8 protein-coding genes, 1 pseudogene and 1 riboswitch are annotated in these 16,743 nt (G+C 45.8%); of the genes and pseudogenes, 4 read left to right on the forward strand and 5 right to left on the reverse strand.

Going from position 1 to position 16,743, the window contains the following annotated elements; all coding sequences use genetic code 11:
• The 4 genes from ASC50_RS00005 to ASC50_RS00020 all read right to left on the reverse strand — a co-directional run.
• Positions 1-744, reverse strand: a 744-nt coding sequence (locus tag ASC50_RS00005) for a UDP-3-O-(3-hydroxymyristoyl)glucosamine N-acyltransferase (protein ID WP_056928533.1), incomplete at its 3' end; no start/stop codon positions are given.
• A 106-nt stretch (positions 745-850) separates the two neighbouring features.
• Complete coding sequence (locus ASC50_RS00010) at positions 851-1,858, reverse strand: 2-oxoacid:ferredoxin oxidoreductase subunit beta (protein WP_055432876.1); 1,008 nt, start codon at positions 1,856-1,858, stop codon at positions 851-853.
• 104 nt (positions 1,859-1,962) lie between these two features.
• Positions 1,963-3,813 carry a 2-oxoacid:acceptor oxidoreductase subunit alpha gene (locus ASC50_RS00015; RefSeq protein WP_055432875.1) on the reverse strand — a complete coding sequence of 617 codons (1,851 nt, stop codon included), beginning with the start codon at positions 3,811-3,813 and terminating at the stop codon, positions 1,963-1,965.
• Between the two features lie 71 nt (positions 3,814-3,884).
• Positions 3,885-6,662, reverse strand: coding sequence for an AsmA-like C-terminal region-containing protein (locus tag ASC50_RS00020; protein WP_055432874.1), 2,778 nt, complete (start codon positions 6,660-6,662; stop codon positions 3,885-3,887).
• Between the two features lie 410 nt (positions 6,663-7,072).
• On the opposite strand from ASC50_RS00020, the gene ASC50_RS00025 reads away from it, so the two are divergent.
• A complete protein-coding gene (locus ASC50_RS00025) occupies positions 7,073-8,491 on the forward strand; it encodes an AAA family ATPase (RefSeq protein ID WP_055432873.1) in 1,419 nt (472 codons plus the stop codon).
• 465 nt (positions 8,492-8,956) lie between these two features.
• Entirely contained in the window at positions 8,957-11,500 is a 2,544-nt protein-coding gene (locus ASC50_RS00030; protein WP_055432895.1) for an adenosylcobalamin-dependent ribonucleoside-diphosphate reductase, read from the forward strand.
• Between the two features lie 25 nt (positions 11,501-11,525).
• On the opposite strand, the gene ASC50_RS00035 is transcribed toward ASC50_RS00030, so the two are convergent.
• On the reverse strand, positions 11,526-13,718 hold the full coding sequence (locus ASC50_RS00035) for a TonB-dependent receptor (protein WP_420885197.1): 2,193 nt from the start codon (positions 13,716-13,718) through the stop codon (positions 11,526-11,528).
• 227 nt (positions 13,719-13,945) lie between these two features.
• A riboswitch (TPP riboswitch) is annotated at positions 13,946-14,038 on the reverse strand.
• A gap of 362 nt (positions 14,039-14,400) precedes the next feature.
• On the opposite strand from ASC50_RS00035, the gene ASC50_RS00040 reads away from it, so the two are divergent.
• A complete protein-coding gene (locus tag ASC50_RS00040; RefSeq protein ID WP_055432871.1) occupies positions 14,401-15,828 on the forward strand; it encodes an AAA family ATPase in 1,428 nt (475 codons plus the stop codon).
• 40 nt (positions 15,829-15,868) lie between these two features.
• Positions 15,869-16,657 (forward strand): annotated as a pseudogene (locus ASC50_RS00045) (homoserine O-succinyltransferase); the annotation flags it as partial.
• Positions 16,658-16,743: the final 86 nt, after the last annotated feature.

Here is a 16,743-nt window from a genome sequence, read left to right on the forward strand (position 1 = left end):
TATATGTATCAGATTGTCCAATTTTGCACCTTTACGGATGGCGGTAACATCCATCACAGCACGGTCGATGGTGCTATTTGCGCCGATTTCTACATCGTCTTCAACCACCACGTTGCCTAATTGCGGGATTTTTCTGAACGAATCGCCCTCTTTTGCGAAGCCAAATCCATCTGAACCGATGACGGCTCCCGCGTGAATGATGCAATTGTTGCCGATAACGCAGCCGTCGTATATTTTTACGCCCGCATAAATCATTGTGTTTGAGCCGATTGTAACATTATCGCCAATGTATGATTGGGGATAAATGGACACATTTTCGCCCAACGTGACGTTTTCGCCAATGTAGGCAAATGCGCCGATATAGACATTCGTGGCGGTGGGGACTGCCTGTTCAACACCAATTTTCACCGATGGATGAATGAAAGACGGCTGCTCAATACCTTGCTTGCGCGGCTTTTCCTGACTTGCCATTTCCAACAGTCGCGCCAATGCAGAATAGGCGTCGGGCACGCGGATGAGTGTCAGACTTTGAGGCACGGGCTGTTCGAGCACGAAATCATCATTAATCAAAGCGATACTCGCCTGAGTATCATACAGATGGTGAGCATACTTAGGATTAGACAGGAATGTGATTGTCCCCGTTTTTCCTTCATCAATTTTAGAAAAATTGCTGACCTTTGCCGTAGCATTTCCCTCAATTTTGCCATCAAGAATACATGCTATTTGTTGTGCGCTAAACTCCATTGTTGTACATTTAGATAAAATTCCTGCAAAAGTAGGTATTTTTTTCGAACTTCACAAAAATTTTTGATAATTTTTCACAAAAAATTACTTTTCCCATTTCACAAAATTATTTCACCTCCCAAGTATCCAGCGTCAAAAGGTAGTCGCGCAACTTGCGTGACGGCTTTTTAGCTTGCACATCGGCGATTTGCTTTTCCATTTCGGCATCGTAGGTGGGGGCTTCCACGTCGCGGATAATTCCCAATGCGACAGGGAGTTCGCCGCCGTCCATCAGTGCCAATTTCAGGTGCAGGGTGGGGTCAACGGTCTTTGCATCGTGCACCAGCACCTTGTCGAGCGTGTGTCCACCTTCGCCGATGGTTACGGCTTTCAGGTTGAAGCCGTCTTGCACGATGCCGCGGTTGTTGTCTTTGCCGAAGCGCATTTTTTCGCCGTGCTTGAGCGTGATGGTCTTGTCGGCACGCACGTCCCTGTTGACGATGGATTCGTTGATGCCGTCGTTGTAAATCACACAGTTGAGGATGACCTCTATTACAGATGTGCCTTTGTGTTTGGCAGCCGCCACAAGGATGTCAGGAGCGTTTTTCACATCGGTGTCGATGATGCGGGCGAAAAATTTGCCGCGCGCCCCGATTGCCAACTCTGCCGGACGAAAAGGGTCTTCCACCGTGCCGTAGGGCGATGATTTGGATACAAATCCGCGTGCCGAGGTGGGGGAATATTGCCCTTTTGTTAAACCATATATCTTATTGTTCATCAACAAGATATTGATGTCCACATTGCGCCGCACCGCGTGAATAAAATGGTTGCCGCCGATTGCCAGACAGTCGCCATCGCCCGTTGCGAGCCAAACGGACAACTTCGGATTAGCCACTTTCGTGCCGGTCGCAATGGCTGCACCGCGCCCGTGGATGGTGTGAAACCCGTAGGTGTTCATATAATAGGGCAAGCGCGACGAACAGCCGATACCGGAAATCACGGCGGTATTGTGAGGTGCCACGCCCAAGGTTGCCATCGCCTTATGCAGGCTGCTCAACACGCCAAAATCGCCGCATCCGGGGCACCAGCGCACTAATTGAGTGCTTTTGAAATCTTTTGCTTCGTAACTATTCATACTATATATTTTTTTTTGTCATTGCGGGCTTGACCCGCAATCCCCTGAAAGAGAGCACCCCTTTGGAGGGGATTGCGGGTCAAGCCCGCAATGACAGATATGTATTATTTTTCAATTATTTTAATAATCTCCTCTACAAGGCGGGTTACGATGAACGGCTGCCCCTTCACGCGATTGAACTGGTAAGGGTTGAAGCCGCCGATTTTGGAGCGCAGGTAGCCTGCGAATTGTCCCAAATTCTGTTCTATGACCAGCACCTTTTTGTACTTCCTGAGAATTTCCTCCGTGTTTTTCGGTAGCGGGTTGATGTAGCGGAAGTGCGTGAATGCCACTTTTTTGCCGGTTTTGCGCACGTCGGCAACGGCTTCGGAGAGGTGTCCGCAGGTGCCACCCCAACCCACAACCAGCGTGTCGGCATCCTTGTCGCCCAGTACTTCCTGAGGTGGTAGCACGTCGGCGATTTTATCGACTTTTGCCTGACGCACCTGCACCATTTTTTGGTGGTTGTCGGGGTCGGTCGCAATGGAGCCTTTGTCGTAGTCCTTTTCCAAGCCTCCGATGCGGTGCATAAAGCCTTCTGTGCCCGGAATTGCCCAATAGCGCACGTCCGTTTTCGCGTCGCGCGTGTAGGCTTGCCAATTTTGGGCGAGCTGTTCGGGCTTCACGTAGGGCGGTTTTATGTCGGGATATTCTGCCAAATCAGGGATGTGCCAGGCGGACGAGCCGTTGGCTATGTAGCCATCAGTGAGCAAGATAACGGGGGTGAGATGCTCCAGCGCGATTTTTGCTGCCCAATAAGCCGAGTCGAAACAGTCGGTCGGCGAGAGGGCAGCCATCACCACGGCGGGGCTTTCGCCGTTGCGTCCGTAGAGGGCTTGCAGCAGGTCGGTTTGCTCGCTTTTGGTGGGCATACCGGTGGAAGGACCGGCGCGTTGCACATCCACAATCACCAAGGGAATTTCGGCAATCACCGCCAAGCCGATGGCTTCGCTTTTGAGAGCCAAACCCGGTCCGGAGGTGTTCGTGGCGGCGAGGCTGCCTGCAAACGCGGCTCCGATGGCGGTGCAGATACCGGCAATTTCGTCTTCGGTCTGCATCACCTTGACTCCCAACTCTTTACGCGCGGTGAGTTCTTGCATCACATCTGTTGCCGGCGTGATGGGATACGAGCCTAAAAATAGTTGCAACCCTGCTTTTTCGGCGGCGGCAATCAAGCCGTAAGCCGTTGCCTTGTTGCCGTTTACGTCGATATAAAAACCTTTCTTTTGAGGTTTCGTTTCGATGCGATAGGTCGAAACGCTTGCGTGGATGTTATGCCCGTAGTTGAAACCCGCCTGCAACACTGCCAAACTTGCTTTCAAGGCATCCGGTTTCTTCTTGAACTTTTCGGACAGCAGTTTTTCCACAATCTCGATGGGGCGATTAAACAGCCAGCAGACCAGCCCCAGCGCAAAGATGTTGCGGTTTTTGAGGGCTTGTTTGTTGCCGACAATGTCTTCCAAGCAGTCTTTACACATCTGCGTGATGCTTGCCGCCACCACTTGCACCGAGTGGAGACCCAATTCCTTGAACGGGTCGTCGGTCGTGAAAAGGGCTTTTTCCAAGTCCACTTTTGCGAACGAATCGGTGTCGATGATGACCACCGAATCCCTTTTGAGGAACTGTGCATTCACTTTCAGCGCGGCGGGGTTCATCGCGATGAGCACGTCCGCCTTGTCGCCGGGGGTGAACACCTCCTTTGCGCCCAACTGCATCTGAAACCCCGAAACCCCGCTCAGCGTGCCGTGAGGGGCTCGAATTTCAGCCGGATAGTCGGGAAAAGTGATGATTTCGTTGCCCAACTCCGCAGAAAGGTTGGAAAACATCGTCCCCACCAACTGCATCCCATCGCCGGAGTCGCCCGAGAAGCGCACCACCACGCGGTCTAATTCTTTAATTTTAGTTTCCTGTGCCATTTAGTACTCATTTTCTATTTCAAAAACTCGCCGCAAAAGAACAAAGTAAATTTGAAATACAATTATGTTTTTTACAACTGCTCAGCCTGTTTCACCAACTTTTCCGATTCTTGCTGTGCATTCTTTTTTAAGCCGTCTGACTTGCTCTGGGCTTCCTTCACCAATTTGTCGCCTGCCACTTGTGCTGCTTTTTTGGCTATGGGGTTGCTTGCTTTGCTGACCATGGATTCGCTTTGCTTGCGGGCTTCTTCCACTAATTTGTCGCCGGCTTTTTGGGCTTCTGCTTGTAATTTGTCGCCTTGGGCGCGGGCGGCTGCTACGGCTTCTCCACGCTTTTTTTGCAGTTCGGCATCCGCTTTTGCCTTGGCTTCGTCAACCTTTTGTGTTACTTCTGCCTTTGCTTTGTCAACCTGCTTGTTCACCTCTTCCGTTACTTTGGCTTTTGCATCGTCCACTATGTCTTTCAGTGTGTTCAACACATCCACTTTCACTTTTGGGCTGGAGAATGTGCCGCCGATGCTTACACCCACTTTCGACAGTTTGCCCAGACCAAGGTTGTCCGGCAGTTGCACATTTCCCTTGTAATCAAGCGTTTGGTCTAAGCCCGAAGAGCCGCCGAGCGTCAGTTTTGTGTCGGCTACATTGATGTCGAACGGCTCGGTGTGCAACCGACCGTCGATGAGTTCAAAGGCGATTGACACGTTTTTCAGCGACAGCGACTTCAAGTCGGGGCGTTTCAGCGCATCTGCCAACGAGTTGAGGGCGGACACATCGTGCAACCCCACCGATTTGCTGGTGAGTTTTCCTTTGGCATACAAAGTTTTCAAATCCGGCGACATATCGCCCAGCAAGGTTGTTCTGAGTGCAAAATCTATTGAGCCTCTGCCTGTTGCGCTTTCAAAAATCGGTGCAACTTTTTGCAATGTTTCCACCTGCTTGAATATCTGCGTGAACTCTATCTCGTTGATATTGAGGTTCAAATTGGCTTTCGGCACTTTGGGGTCAACCGTGCTATACACTCCGCTCACTTTCATACTGCCGCCAAATGCCAGCAGGCTCAAGTTGTTGATTTTCAACTCACCATTGGCTGCGCGCAACGCCCCCCTGGCATCCTTGAATTGCATTTGACCGAATATCAATTCTTTGAAATTGGCATTCAACGCCGCATCAATATTTTTCGGAATTTCAATGACCGTCATCGGCTCTGTAGATGCTTCTTCGGGCTTCTTTTCTTCAGGCGTATCGGACATGAAGTCGTTCAAATTCAGATAGTTAGAAGAAACATCCAACTGTCCTTTCAGCGATTCGTTTTCGAGTAGCGCGTAGGCAACATAATTTTCCAATTTGCCGCGCAAAGCCACATCGTTGCGCCCGATTTTTATTTGTCCCGTTGACAAATCGGCGTAGCGATTGTTGAACACAAAACCGGCCTGTGAAATAGCTATATCATCTTTAAATCCGGCAAGTTTCAACAACAAATTGCTCAAACCGAGATTACCGGCAAAGTTGAATTTCTGATACTGATTGTTCTTGACGTACGACATCCGACCGCTTGCAGAGAGGTCTGCCGTGAACACACCGTTCAATTTGAGGTCGTCGCCAAGCGGATAAAAATCTTTCACCATGCCCAGGTCCAATTTGCCGTTGGCTTTCACCGAAAAATCAGGGTCAGAAATCGGCGTTGCCAAACGTGCCTGAATAGCAAACGGATTTTTGCCCAGACTGAGCGAAAAACGCGAAACATCCACCACCGTGCGGTCTAAACTGCCTCCAGGACTGCTCGCCTTAATGTCAATATTGATGGCATCCACGCTTTTGGGCAATGCCGGATATTGGAACTGACCGTCAGCCACCGCCAATTTCACGTTAAAAGCCGGGTACGTTTCGCCCACCATTCGCCCTTTGACGGCAGCGTTGAGCGTGACACTCCCCTTGGCTTTCAACCCGTCAAAATCTTTCGCATAGAGGGCAGGAACCATTGAGAGGATAGATTTGAACTGTATTTTTTCGGTGTTCAACGTCAAATCCATATCCATTCCTTCGGGTTCCAGCAAATCCACCCAACCATCGAGTGCTAAAGCCATATCATTGAGGCGAATATAATTTTTGCTGACCACAAACCGCATACTGTCCAAATCGGCTTCCACATCCACATTGAACTCAAAACTGGCTTTCGACAGGTAATTGACACCGCCCAAGCCAACAGTGATGGATTGAATGGACGTTGCGGTTTCGATAAGCGATGTGGAGGCAGAAAAATCGCCTTCCGTGTGGTGATTCAAACCGAGAATTTCGGCTTTCGTCTTGCCTTTTTCGTCCCAATACACAATGTTGGCATCTTTAATAGTAAAGTCGCGCAGTTGCAGGCGAAAACTCATCGTAGTGGTGCCTTCCGGCTCCTCTTCTTTCACTTTGGTGGAATCGGACTTCATAATGTCCCAATTGACTTTGCCATCGGGCAAAATGTGGGCATATATATATGGTCGGTCGAGGCGAATTTCGCGCACTTCGTAGCCGCTGTCCGAAAACAGGCTCATCAAATTGACTACCACGCGGATTTCCTTGCCGGAAAACAGCGTATCCTGCTGAAACTCATCCACTCCAATCACACGAATGTTCTTAATGCCAACCGACGCATTCGGAAAATCGCGGATAAAACTGAGCGAAATTTTCTCAAAATCAACCTGTGCATTCAGCATTTCATTGATTTGTTTCTTCGCCACCTCAACTATTTTGCCACTAAAAGCAAACGGCAAAACCAACAGCACCGCAAAAAGCAGCACAACACCCCCCAAGCACCACAGCAGTGGCTTTTTAGCACGAGGATTCAACACTTTAATCTCTTTCATATTTGTATTTTTTTTTTCGCTGCAAAGTTACATATTTTTTTTGAAATGAATACCGTTATATACAAAAATTAATCTTATTTGTGATTCTATGTTGTTTGATTACGCAGGCTCAGGCAACATAGCACTTTTTATCTTGAAATCAGCCATAACTTACTATTTTTACCCACTTACGGCTGATTATAGATTTATAATCAGCCGTAACTCACTATTTTTACCCACTTACGGCTGATTATAGATTTATAATCAGCCGTAACTCACTATTTTTACCCACTTACGGCTGATTATAGATTTATAATCAGCCATAACTCACTATTTTTACCCACTTACGGCTGATTATAGATTTATATTTTGAAATATCGTAACTTTTTTATACCTTTGCGGCTGATTATGATTCGATAAATGGTTGAAATATGAAAAGTAATATCATTGGCAGGGATACGGAACAGCAAGCACTGCAAGATATTTTACAATCCGAGATATCGGAATTTGTGGCAGTTTACGGCAGGAGGCGTGTGGGAAAAACATTTCTCGTTCGCGAAACGGTTACCGACCAATTTGTGTTTGAAATTTCAGGATTGGCAAAATCCAAAACCAAAAGTCAGTTGCTGAATTTTACGCTGACTTTGAACAAAGCAAGCGGCGAAAGCTTGAAACCCGCCGGGAATTGGCTGGAGGCGTTTGCGCAACTTATTGATTTTGTGGAACGCAGTCCGCAAAAACGGAAAATTTTGTTTTTCGATGAAATGCCTTGGATGGATACGCCACGCTCCGATTTTCTTCCGGCTTTGGAACATTTTTGGAACGCTTGGGCTTCGGCGCGCAAAGATATTGTGCTGATTGCTTGTGGCTCTGCTACTTCCTGGATTATCAACAACTTACTCAACAACCACGGCGGACTGCATAATCGTCTTACGGCAAGCATTTTTCTCAAACCGTTTACTTTATTGGAATGTGAAATGTATTTCAAGGCAAAAAAAATTGAATTGAGCCGTACGCAAATTGCTGAATACTACATGATTATGGGAGGTATTCCATTCTATTTAAGTAAAATAAAAAAAGGGTTGAGCTTGGCACAAAATATTGATAATCTGTTTTTTATGCCCAAAGGGGAACTCCGAAACGAATTTAACAACCTTTACGCGGCACTGTTTAACAAATCGGAAGAATATATTAAATTAGTGGAAGCATTGGGCAAAAAAGGTAAGGGATTGACTCGCAGCGAAATAGAGGAAACAGCAAAAATCAAGGCCGGCGGCACACTGACAAAAATTCTGCAAAATCTTGAATATTGCGGTTTTATCAGAAAATACGGCACTTTCAATCGAAAAAAACGCGATATGCTTTATCAACTTATCGACCCTTTCACGCTGTTTTATTTCAAATTTATCGCTAAAAACGAGTATAACGATGAGCATTTTTGGGCAAATTCGTTAGACACGCCGCTGCACAACACTTGGGTGGGCTTAGCCTTTGAACTGCTGGCTTTGTTGCACACGGCAGAAATCAAGCAAGCACTGGGCATTGCGGGCATTCAGGCGTCTGTTTCTACGTGGCGTAGCGAAACGTCAAGCCCCGCCGCTCAAATCGATTTGGTAATCAACCGAAAAGACGGAATCATCAACCTCGTAGAGATAAAATTTGCGGGAAAAGAATTTGCCATCACCAAAGACTACGACGCAAACCTGCGTAACAAGATTTTTGCGTTCAAAGATGAAACCCGCACGCGAAAAGCCGTTCATTTATTGATGCTTACTACTTTTGGAGTAAAACAAAACAAATATTCCGAAATGGTGCAAAAAGAGCTGAAACTCAAAGACTTATTCCGTTAATATAATTCTATAATCAGCCGTAACTCACTATTTTTGCCCACTTACGGCTGATTATAGATTTATAATCAGCCGTAACTCACTATTTTTACCCACTTACGGCTGATTATAGATTTATAATCAGCCATAACTCACTATTTTTACCTACTTACGGCTGATTAAAAAGTCTGTCATTGCGGGCTTGACCCGCAATCCTTTGTTGTGCATATAATTTACGGTTGATACCAAAATAATTTAGCCTCACTTCAATCCTCGATTTTCATTTTGGAGATTTTTTTTATTTCACTAAAAAATTAAATAATTGAAAATCAAACAGTTAATTTTTATTTTGGAAAACTTATCAACAAAATGAAAAATAATTATTAAAAAATTTGGTAGATTTAATATATATACCTACTTTTGCAGTGTCAAACTTTTGACAACAATTATAGAATTTCAAATTTTAAAATAAAAATAAAAATAAACGACGTGAAGGCAAAAGGTTATACTTTTGATGAAGCATTTCAGGCTTCATTGGATTATTTTAATGGCGATGAATTAGCCGCCAAAGTTTTTTTGAACAAATACGCATTAAAGGATGGCTTTGGTGGCATTTTTGAGAAAACACCGGCGGAGATGCACCTCCGTTTGGCGAGTGAGATTGCCCGTGTTGAAGCGAAGTATCCTAACCCGCTGACGGAGCAGGAACTGTTTGACTTGCTCGACCATTTTAAATACATCATCCCGCAGGGCAGCCCGATGACCGGTATTGGCAACAATCACCAGATTGGGTCGCTCTCCAATTGCTTTGTGATTGGCATTGACGGGCTGGCGGATTCCTACGGTGCCATCATTAAGATTGACGAGGAGCAAGTGCAACTGATGAAACGGCGCGGCGGCGTGGGGCACGACCTTTCGCACATCCGCCCCAAAGGTTCGCCGGTCAAAAATTCCGCATTGACTTCCACCGGTTTGGTGCCATTTATGGAGCGGTATTCCAACTCCACGCGCGAAGTGGCTCAGGATGGTCGCCGCGGGGCGTTGATGTTGAGCGTTTCCATCAAACACCCTGATGTCGAGTCGTTTATAGATGCTAAATTGGTAGAAGGCAAAGTGACCGGAGCCAATGTATCCGTCAAAATCACCGATGATTTTATGAAAGCGGTGGTTGAAAACGAATTGTTCAAACAACAATATCCTGTGGACAGCACCTCACCAACTTTCACTACCGAGATTGATGCCGGTGCGCTGTGGGGCAAAATTATCCACAATGCGTGGAAATCTGCCGAGCCGGGAGTGCTGTTTTGGGACACCATTCTCAAGGAATCGTTGCCCGACTGCTATGCCGATTTGGGCTTTAAAACCGTTTCAACCAACCCTTGCGGGGAAATTCCGTTGTGTCCGTATGACAGTTGCCGACTGTTGGCAATCAATTTGTATTCTTATGTGAAAAAACCGTTTACCAAAGAGGCTAAATTTGATTTCAAGATGTTCAAAGAGCATGTGGCTCTGGCTCAACGAATTATGGACGATATTATCGACTTGGAGATAGAAAAAATTGATACAATTATTGCAAAAATAGACAGCGACCCCGAATCGGACGAAGTGAAGCACGCCGAAGGGTTGCTGTGGGAAAAAATCCGCCGCAAGACCCTGCAAGGTCGCCGCACAGGTGTCGGCATCACCGCAGAGGGTGATATGATAGCCGCTCTGGGACTTCGTTACGGCACGCCGGAGGCTACGGATGTTGCCGAAGAGGTGCAAAAAGCCATCGCCTTGGCTGCCTACGGTTCATCGGTGAAATTGGCTCGTGAGCGTGGTGCGTTTGAGATTTATGAGGCAACGCGCGAACAAAACAACCCTTTCATCGCCCGTCTGCGCGAAGCCGACCCGCAATTGGTGGCTGATATGGAGAAATATGGTCGCCGCAACATTGCCTGTTTGACGATTGCGCCCACAGGCACTACCTCGCTGATGACACAGACCACGTCGGGCATTGAGCCGGTCTTTTTGCCGGTTTACAAACGCCGCCGGAAGGTCAATCCCAACGATGTGTCCTCGAAAGTGGATTTTGTGGATGAAGTGGGCGATGCGTGGGAAGAATATATCGTGTTTCACCACAAATTTGTTGATTGGATGATTGCCAATGGCTATCCGGCGGCAAAAAAATATTCCCAAGAGGAACTTGACGAACTGATTGCAAAATCCCCCTACTACAAAGCTACGTCCAATGATGTGGACTGGATGCAAAAAGTGAAGATGCAGGGGCGCGTGCAAAAATGGGTCGACCATTCGATAAGTGTTACCATCAACCTGCCGAATGAGGCAGAGGAATCGCTTGTCAATCAACTCTATATAGAGGCATGGAAATCGGGCTGCAAAGGTTGCACCGTCTATCGCGATGGCTCTCGAAGCGGCGTTTTGTTGGCTACCGAAGCAAAAAAAGAGGAGCAAGATTGCGAATGTTACGAACCACCCGTAATTGTGGCGAAACGTCCCCGCGAATTGGAGGCAGAAATTGTGCGTTTTCAGAACAACCGCGAGAAATGGATTGCCTTTGTGGGGCTGCTCAACGGTCGTCCGTATGAAATCTTTACCGGACTGTACGATGAAGACGATGGCATCTACATCCCCAAAAATATTGAAAAAGGCACGATTATCAAAAGCGTGGACGCACAGGACAAAAAACATTACGACTTCCAATACGCCAACAAACGCGGCTACAAGACCACCATTGAAGGTTTGGACGGAAAATTCGACCCCGAATTTTGGAACTATGCCAAATTGCTTTCTGGCGTGTTGCGCTACGCGATGCCTGTGGACCAAGTCATCAAACTCGTACAAGGCTTGGAACTCAACAACGAGTCCATCAACACATGGAAAAACGGGGTGGAACGTGCCCTGAAAAAGTACGTCCTCGAAGGCACCGAAGCCCGCGGCAGAAAATGCCCCAGCTGCGGTCAAGCAACCCTCGTCTATGCCGAGGGTTGCCTGAAATGCACTTCGTGCGGACACTCCAAATGTGGAGGGTAAAAAAATCGTCGGCAGAACGCCCCAATTAAAATTTCACCACCACATTTGCCATGAAATTTGTGCCTGCCTGCGGGAAATAGCCGAAGTCTTCATTTCGCGTTCCTTGTTGGTAAGACGAATAAACCCACGCATTGCTTTCATATTGGGCATTGAATAAATTATTTACTAATACGTTCAATGCCAATGACTTAACACCTTTCAAGTGGAATGTATAGCCCAATCGGAGATTATTGACAAAATAGGCATCCAAACTGCGGGCATCGCTTCCGGTGTTGTCAATATATTGTTTGCCCACAAAATTGGATTGCAATCCGCCGTCCCAATTTTTCAAAGACACGGCAAACAAACTTCCGGCGGTTACATTGGGCGAAAACGCAATCGGAGTCGTTCCCAACGCATTTTCGACCTGACGCATCCATTCCCAATTTTCATCGTATTCATCGATATACTCGGTATAGCTTTTGATTTCATTGCTGCTAAGCGTTAAATTGCCGTTCCATTTCAACCAGGAGGTAATGCGCGCGCCCAATACGAGTTCTGCACCCATGCGGTAACTCTCCGGTACATTCGATGTCAGCGGCTCGCCGATTTCGTTCACTTTGCCTGTCAAAACCAATTGGTCTTTGTAGTCCATATAATATAAATTGACTCCGGCGGAGAAAGTGCGATTATTGAATTTATAGCCTAATTCATAATCCTGCAAGCGTTCCGGTTTGGGAATTTCGTTAATATTGGCATTAGTATAGTTGTTGCGATTCGGCTCACGGTTGGCAATCGCAAAAGAAGCATACACGTTATTCTCCTTATTTATTTGGTAAAACAAACCGACTTTGGGATTGAAAAAATTGAACTTATCATGTACATTTAAATTTTGCATTTCCCCAATATTCCAATCCCAGACATCGTTTTTCCCTTGAATTTGATAATCAATATAGCGGTATTGTGCATCGCCGTAAAGACTTAATTCGTTGGTCAGTTGATAATTGGCTTTCAAATAAATGTTGGCATCGGTTTTGTCGCCGGTGCTGCGATAATATTCGTGATTAGGTTGAAAATCTGCATCTCCGGTATAATCTTTCACCCATTTCACATAGCCAAAATGATTGCCCTCGTATTTATTTGCGCCACCACCCAACGACACATTCCACTTATTTTGGATGTAATCCAATGAGAAAATACCGCCGTAGAAATCATTGTCGAGCCATTTTTCACGAATCAAGTCACTTTCCCCTGCTTGAAGACCATATTCTTCCAATGCTCTGTTGTCCTTGTATTCTTCGTAATAGCCTTGCCCTTTGGTGTAATGCAATGCTACATTCAAATTCAAATTCAAATTTAAGCGTTGCAAAAGGCTTAACTGATAATGCGTTTGCTCATAATTATCGGTCTGATTGGCATAAAAAAGTTCGTTGCCATCCGCGTCTTCACCCATATAACCCGAAGGATTGTAGGTGCGATTGCCTTCTGCCAACTTGTAATCCGACACGCCATCCCAAGCATGGTAGGTCTTTTCTTTGCCGCCAAACGTGATAAATTTCACCAGCGAATGGTCGTTAAAATACGCCCCCTGCGCAAAATAGGACTTCAAATCAACCGCCGCACGGTCAATAAATCCGTCAGAAGTAATCGACGAAAGCCGCCCGTCAAATGCCCAATGGTCGTTGAGAATGCCTGTGCCCAACTTGAAAGTCGCCTTTTGGGTGTTGAATGACCCCAACCCGCCGTCAAATTCGCCGTAGGATTTCAGCGGCACATTCTCTGTTTTCATGTTAATACTCGCCCCAAACGCCCCTGCACCATTAGTGGACGTGCCCACACCGCGCTGCACCTGCAAATCCTGCAACGAGGAGGCGAAGTCGGGCATGTTCACCCAAAACACGCCGTGCGACTCCGAATCGTTGAGCGGAATGCCATTACTTGTGATGTTGATGCGGTTGGCATCCGTGCCGCGAATGCGAAACCCCGTGTAGCCAATGCCCGTGCCGGCATCGGAAGTTGCTATGACAGAGGGCGTAAGCAACAGCAGAAACGGAATGTCCTGCCCAAAATTCGCCGCCTCAATTGCCTGCTTATCCATATTGGAATAAGCCACCGGCGTTTTCTCACCGGCTCGCGAAGCCACCACCTCCACCTCGTGCAAGCTAATGTCACTGCGGGCAAACCCTGCATCATCGCTGTCATTGCGGACTTGACCCGCAATCCCCTGTGCGAGCACCATGCCCGCACCATCACTGTCATTGCGGGCTTGACCCGCAATCTCTTGTGCAGACACCATGCCTGCACCTAAAACCAAGAAACTCTGAAAAAAAACCTTTTTCATAAAATAAATAATTTTTATGCGTGTATTGCGAATCGCGCCCGCAATGACACGCTGTTGTTTATAAAAAAGGGGAATTGTGAGAAATGTTTTTATTTATCGTATGATTTCGGGTCAAACCCGCAATGTCTATAAATAAATCTTCGTCCCTCCGCAGGTGCTAACCTGTTCAGGTTCAAAGGGTATGATCTCAGCCCGTATGGGCACCCCTAAAGATATCGGGCGCAAAGGTAGATATTATTTTTAAACAACATTCATTGTTGTCAGCCATTTTGTGTTAAACTTTGTTAAATTCGGCTTGTCATGTTCTATAGTTCGCTTAAACTCGCATTTTTTATGAGTTTAAGCGAACTATAAAACATTATAGTTCGCTTAAACTCATATTTTTTTATGAGTTTAAGCGAACTATAGAACATTATAGTTCGCTTAAAATCATATTTTTTATGAGTTTAAGCGAAGTATAGAACATTATAATTCGCTTAAACTCGTATTTTTTATGAGTTTAAGCGAACTATATAATCGGATATTTCGCTTAAACTAATATTTTTTTGTACCTTTGCAGCCGAATATAAAATAATAATCTATGGCATTACTTGGTCGGAAACAGGAACAAACAGATATACAGCAATTAGTTGAGTCCAAAAAATCGGAATTTCTTGTGTTGTATGGACGGCGGCGCGTGGGCAAAACATTTTTGATTAAAGAATATTTTAATCAGGATTTTTCGTTTTATATCAGCGGATTGAAAAAAGCCACTAAACGTGAGCAATTGGGAAATTTTAATGCTGCTCTCTCTTTTTACGGAAAAATGCCCTATCCACCTCTCAAGTCGTGGATGGATGCTTTTCGGCAGCTAATTCATTTGCTTGAACATTCGGGCAAACGCGGCAAAAAAGTGGTTTTTATAGACGAATTACCGTGGTTTGATACCGCTCGTTCGGGTTTTTTGACAGCTGTTGATTTTTTTTGGAACACTTGGGCTTCGGGGCGTAGCGATATTTTGCTGATAGCCTGCGGGTCGGCTACTTCGTGGATAATTGATAAACTGCTTAACGATAAGGGCGGTTTGTACAATCGTGTTACGCGCCGTATGCACATTTCACCGTTCTCGTTGGGCGAATGTGAGGATTTTTTTACACACAAAAAAATTCCTTTAGACCGCAAATCAATCATCGATGCCTATATGATTTTTGGCGGAATCCCCTATTATCTCGAAATGTTTGAAAAAGGGTTGAGCGTGTCGCAAAATATTGATAATCTGTTATATAAAGAGGATGCCCCGCTGAAAAACGAATTTGCTTTCCTTTATGCTTCTTTGTTTAAAAACTACACAAACCACTTGAAAATTGTGGATGCATTAAGCACAAAGACAAAGGGATTAACGCGCGAAGAAATCATTGACTTGACCAAAATATCCAATGGTGGCGGTTTAACAGATATGCTCAACGAATTGGAGCAGTGCGATTTTATCCGTCGTTATCAAAGTTTTGGCAAAAAAGAGCAGCATTCGCTTTATCAATTGATAGATTTTTATTCGCTTTTCTATTTCAATTTTCTGAAAACCAATACGTTTGATGACTCGCATTTTTGGACAAATGCCATTGACAATGCTCGTCGGCGCGCATGGAGTGGTTACGCCTTTGAGCAGGTTTGTTTGGCACATTTACCGCAAATAAAGCAAAAACTTGGCATTTTCGGTGTATCAACAAAAACGGCTTCGTGGCGCAGCAACGACAAGGAAAATGCAGCGCAAATCGACCTCCTCATAGAGCGCAACGACAGGGTTATCAACCTTTGCGAAATGAAATACGCTGAGGATGAGTTTATTATCGACAAACAGTACGATGAGGTGCTACGCAAAAAACGCGGTGCATTCAGAGAAGAAACGAAAACGCGCAAAACCATTCATATCACCATGATTACGACCAACGGCGTGCGGCACAACCAATATTGGGGAAATATTCAGTCGGAAGTGGTGATGGACGATTTGTTTTTCCATAGTACGAAATAATTGTGTACTTTTGCAACACAATTAGTTTTTCATGTCACAACGCACCTTACACATCGCTATTCTCAATCTGATGCCGCTCAAACAGGCGACAGAGGCTGATTTTTTGCGCATTTTTGCCCATAGCCCGATACCGGTCGAGATTGATTGGCTGAAAATCAAAAATCATGTTTGCAAAAACACGCCTAAAGAGCATTTAGATGCCCTTTACAAGCATTTTGAAGATGTGCGCGATACGCCTTATGACGGGCTGATTATTACCGGAGCACCGGTGGAACAGATTGAATACGAGGATGTTACCTATTGGGATGAGTTGCGACAAATCATGGATTGGGCTCGCGACCATATTCCAAGCCGGTTATACATCTGTTGGGCGGCTCAGGCGGCTCTTTACCACTTTTATGGTATTCCGAAATATCCGTTGGGGCAAAAAATGTTTGGAGTCTTCAAACATCAGGTAAATGATGCCTTCGCGCCATTGGTAAGTGGCTTTGGCAGTGAGTTTTATGCGCCGCACAGTCGGCATACGGAAATTCGCAAAGCGGATATTTTGAAAGTTCCCGAACTGACCTTGCTGACCGAGTCCGCCGAGTCGGGCGTACACATTGTGACGGCTCATGGGGGGCGCGACATTTTCATCACCGGACATTCCGAATATGCCTCAAACACGCTTCACACCGAATATCATAGGGATTTGAACAAAGGCTTACCCATCGCGATGCCCGTCAATTACTACATCGGGAATGACCCCAAGAATGGCATTGCTTTTCAATGGCGCGAAAATGCTATTCGGTTGTTTAGCAATTGGTTGAGTATGATGGACGCATCCTGATTGTCTGAACCTTGATTTTAACAAAATTTTCAAGATGACCAAGATAAAAAAAATTGTGTATTTGGAACAAAAAGCGTACCTTTGCG

It is taken from the genome of Candidatus Symbiothrix dinenymphae (assembly GCF_001431085.1).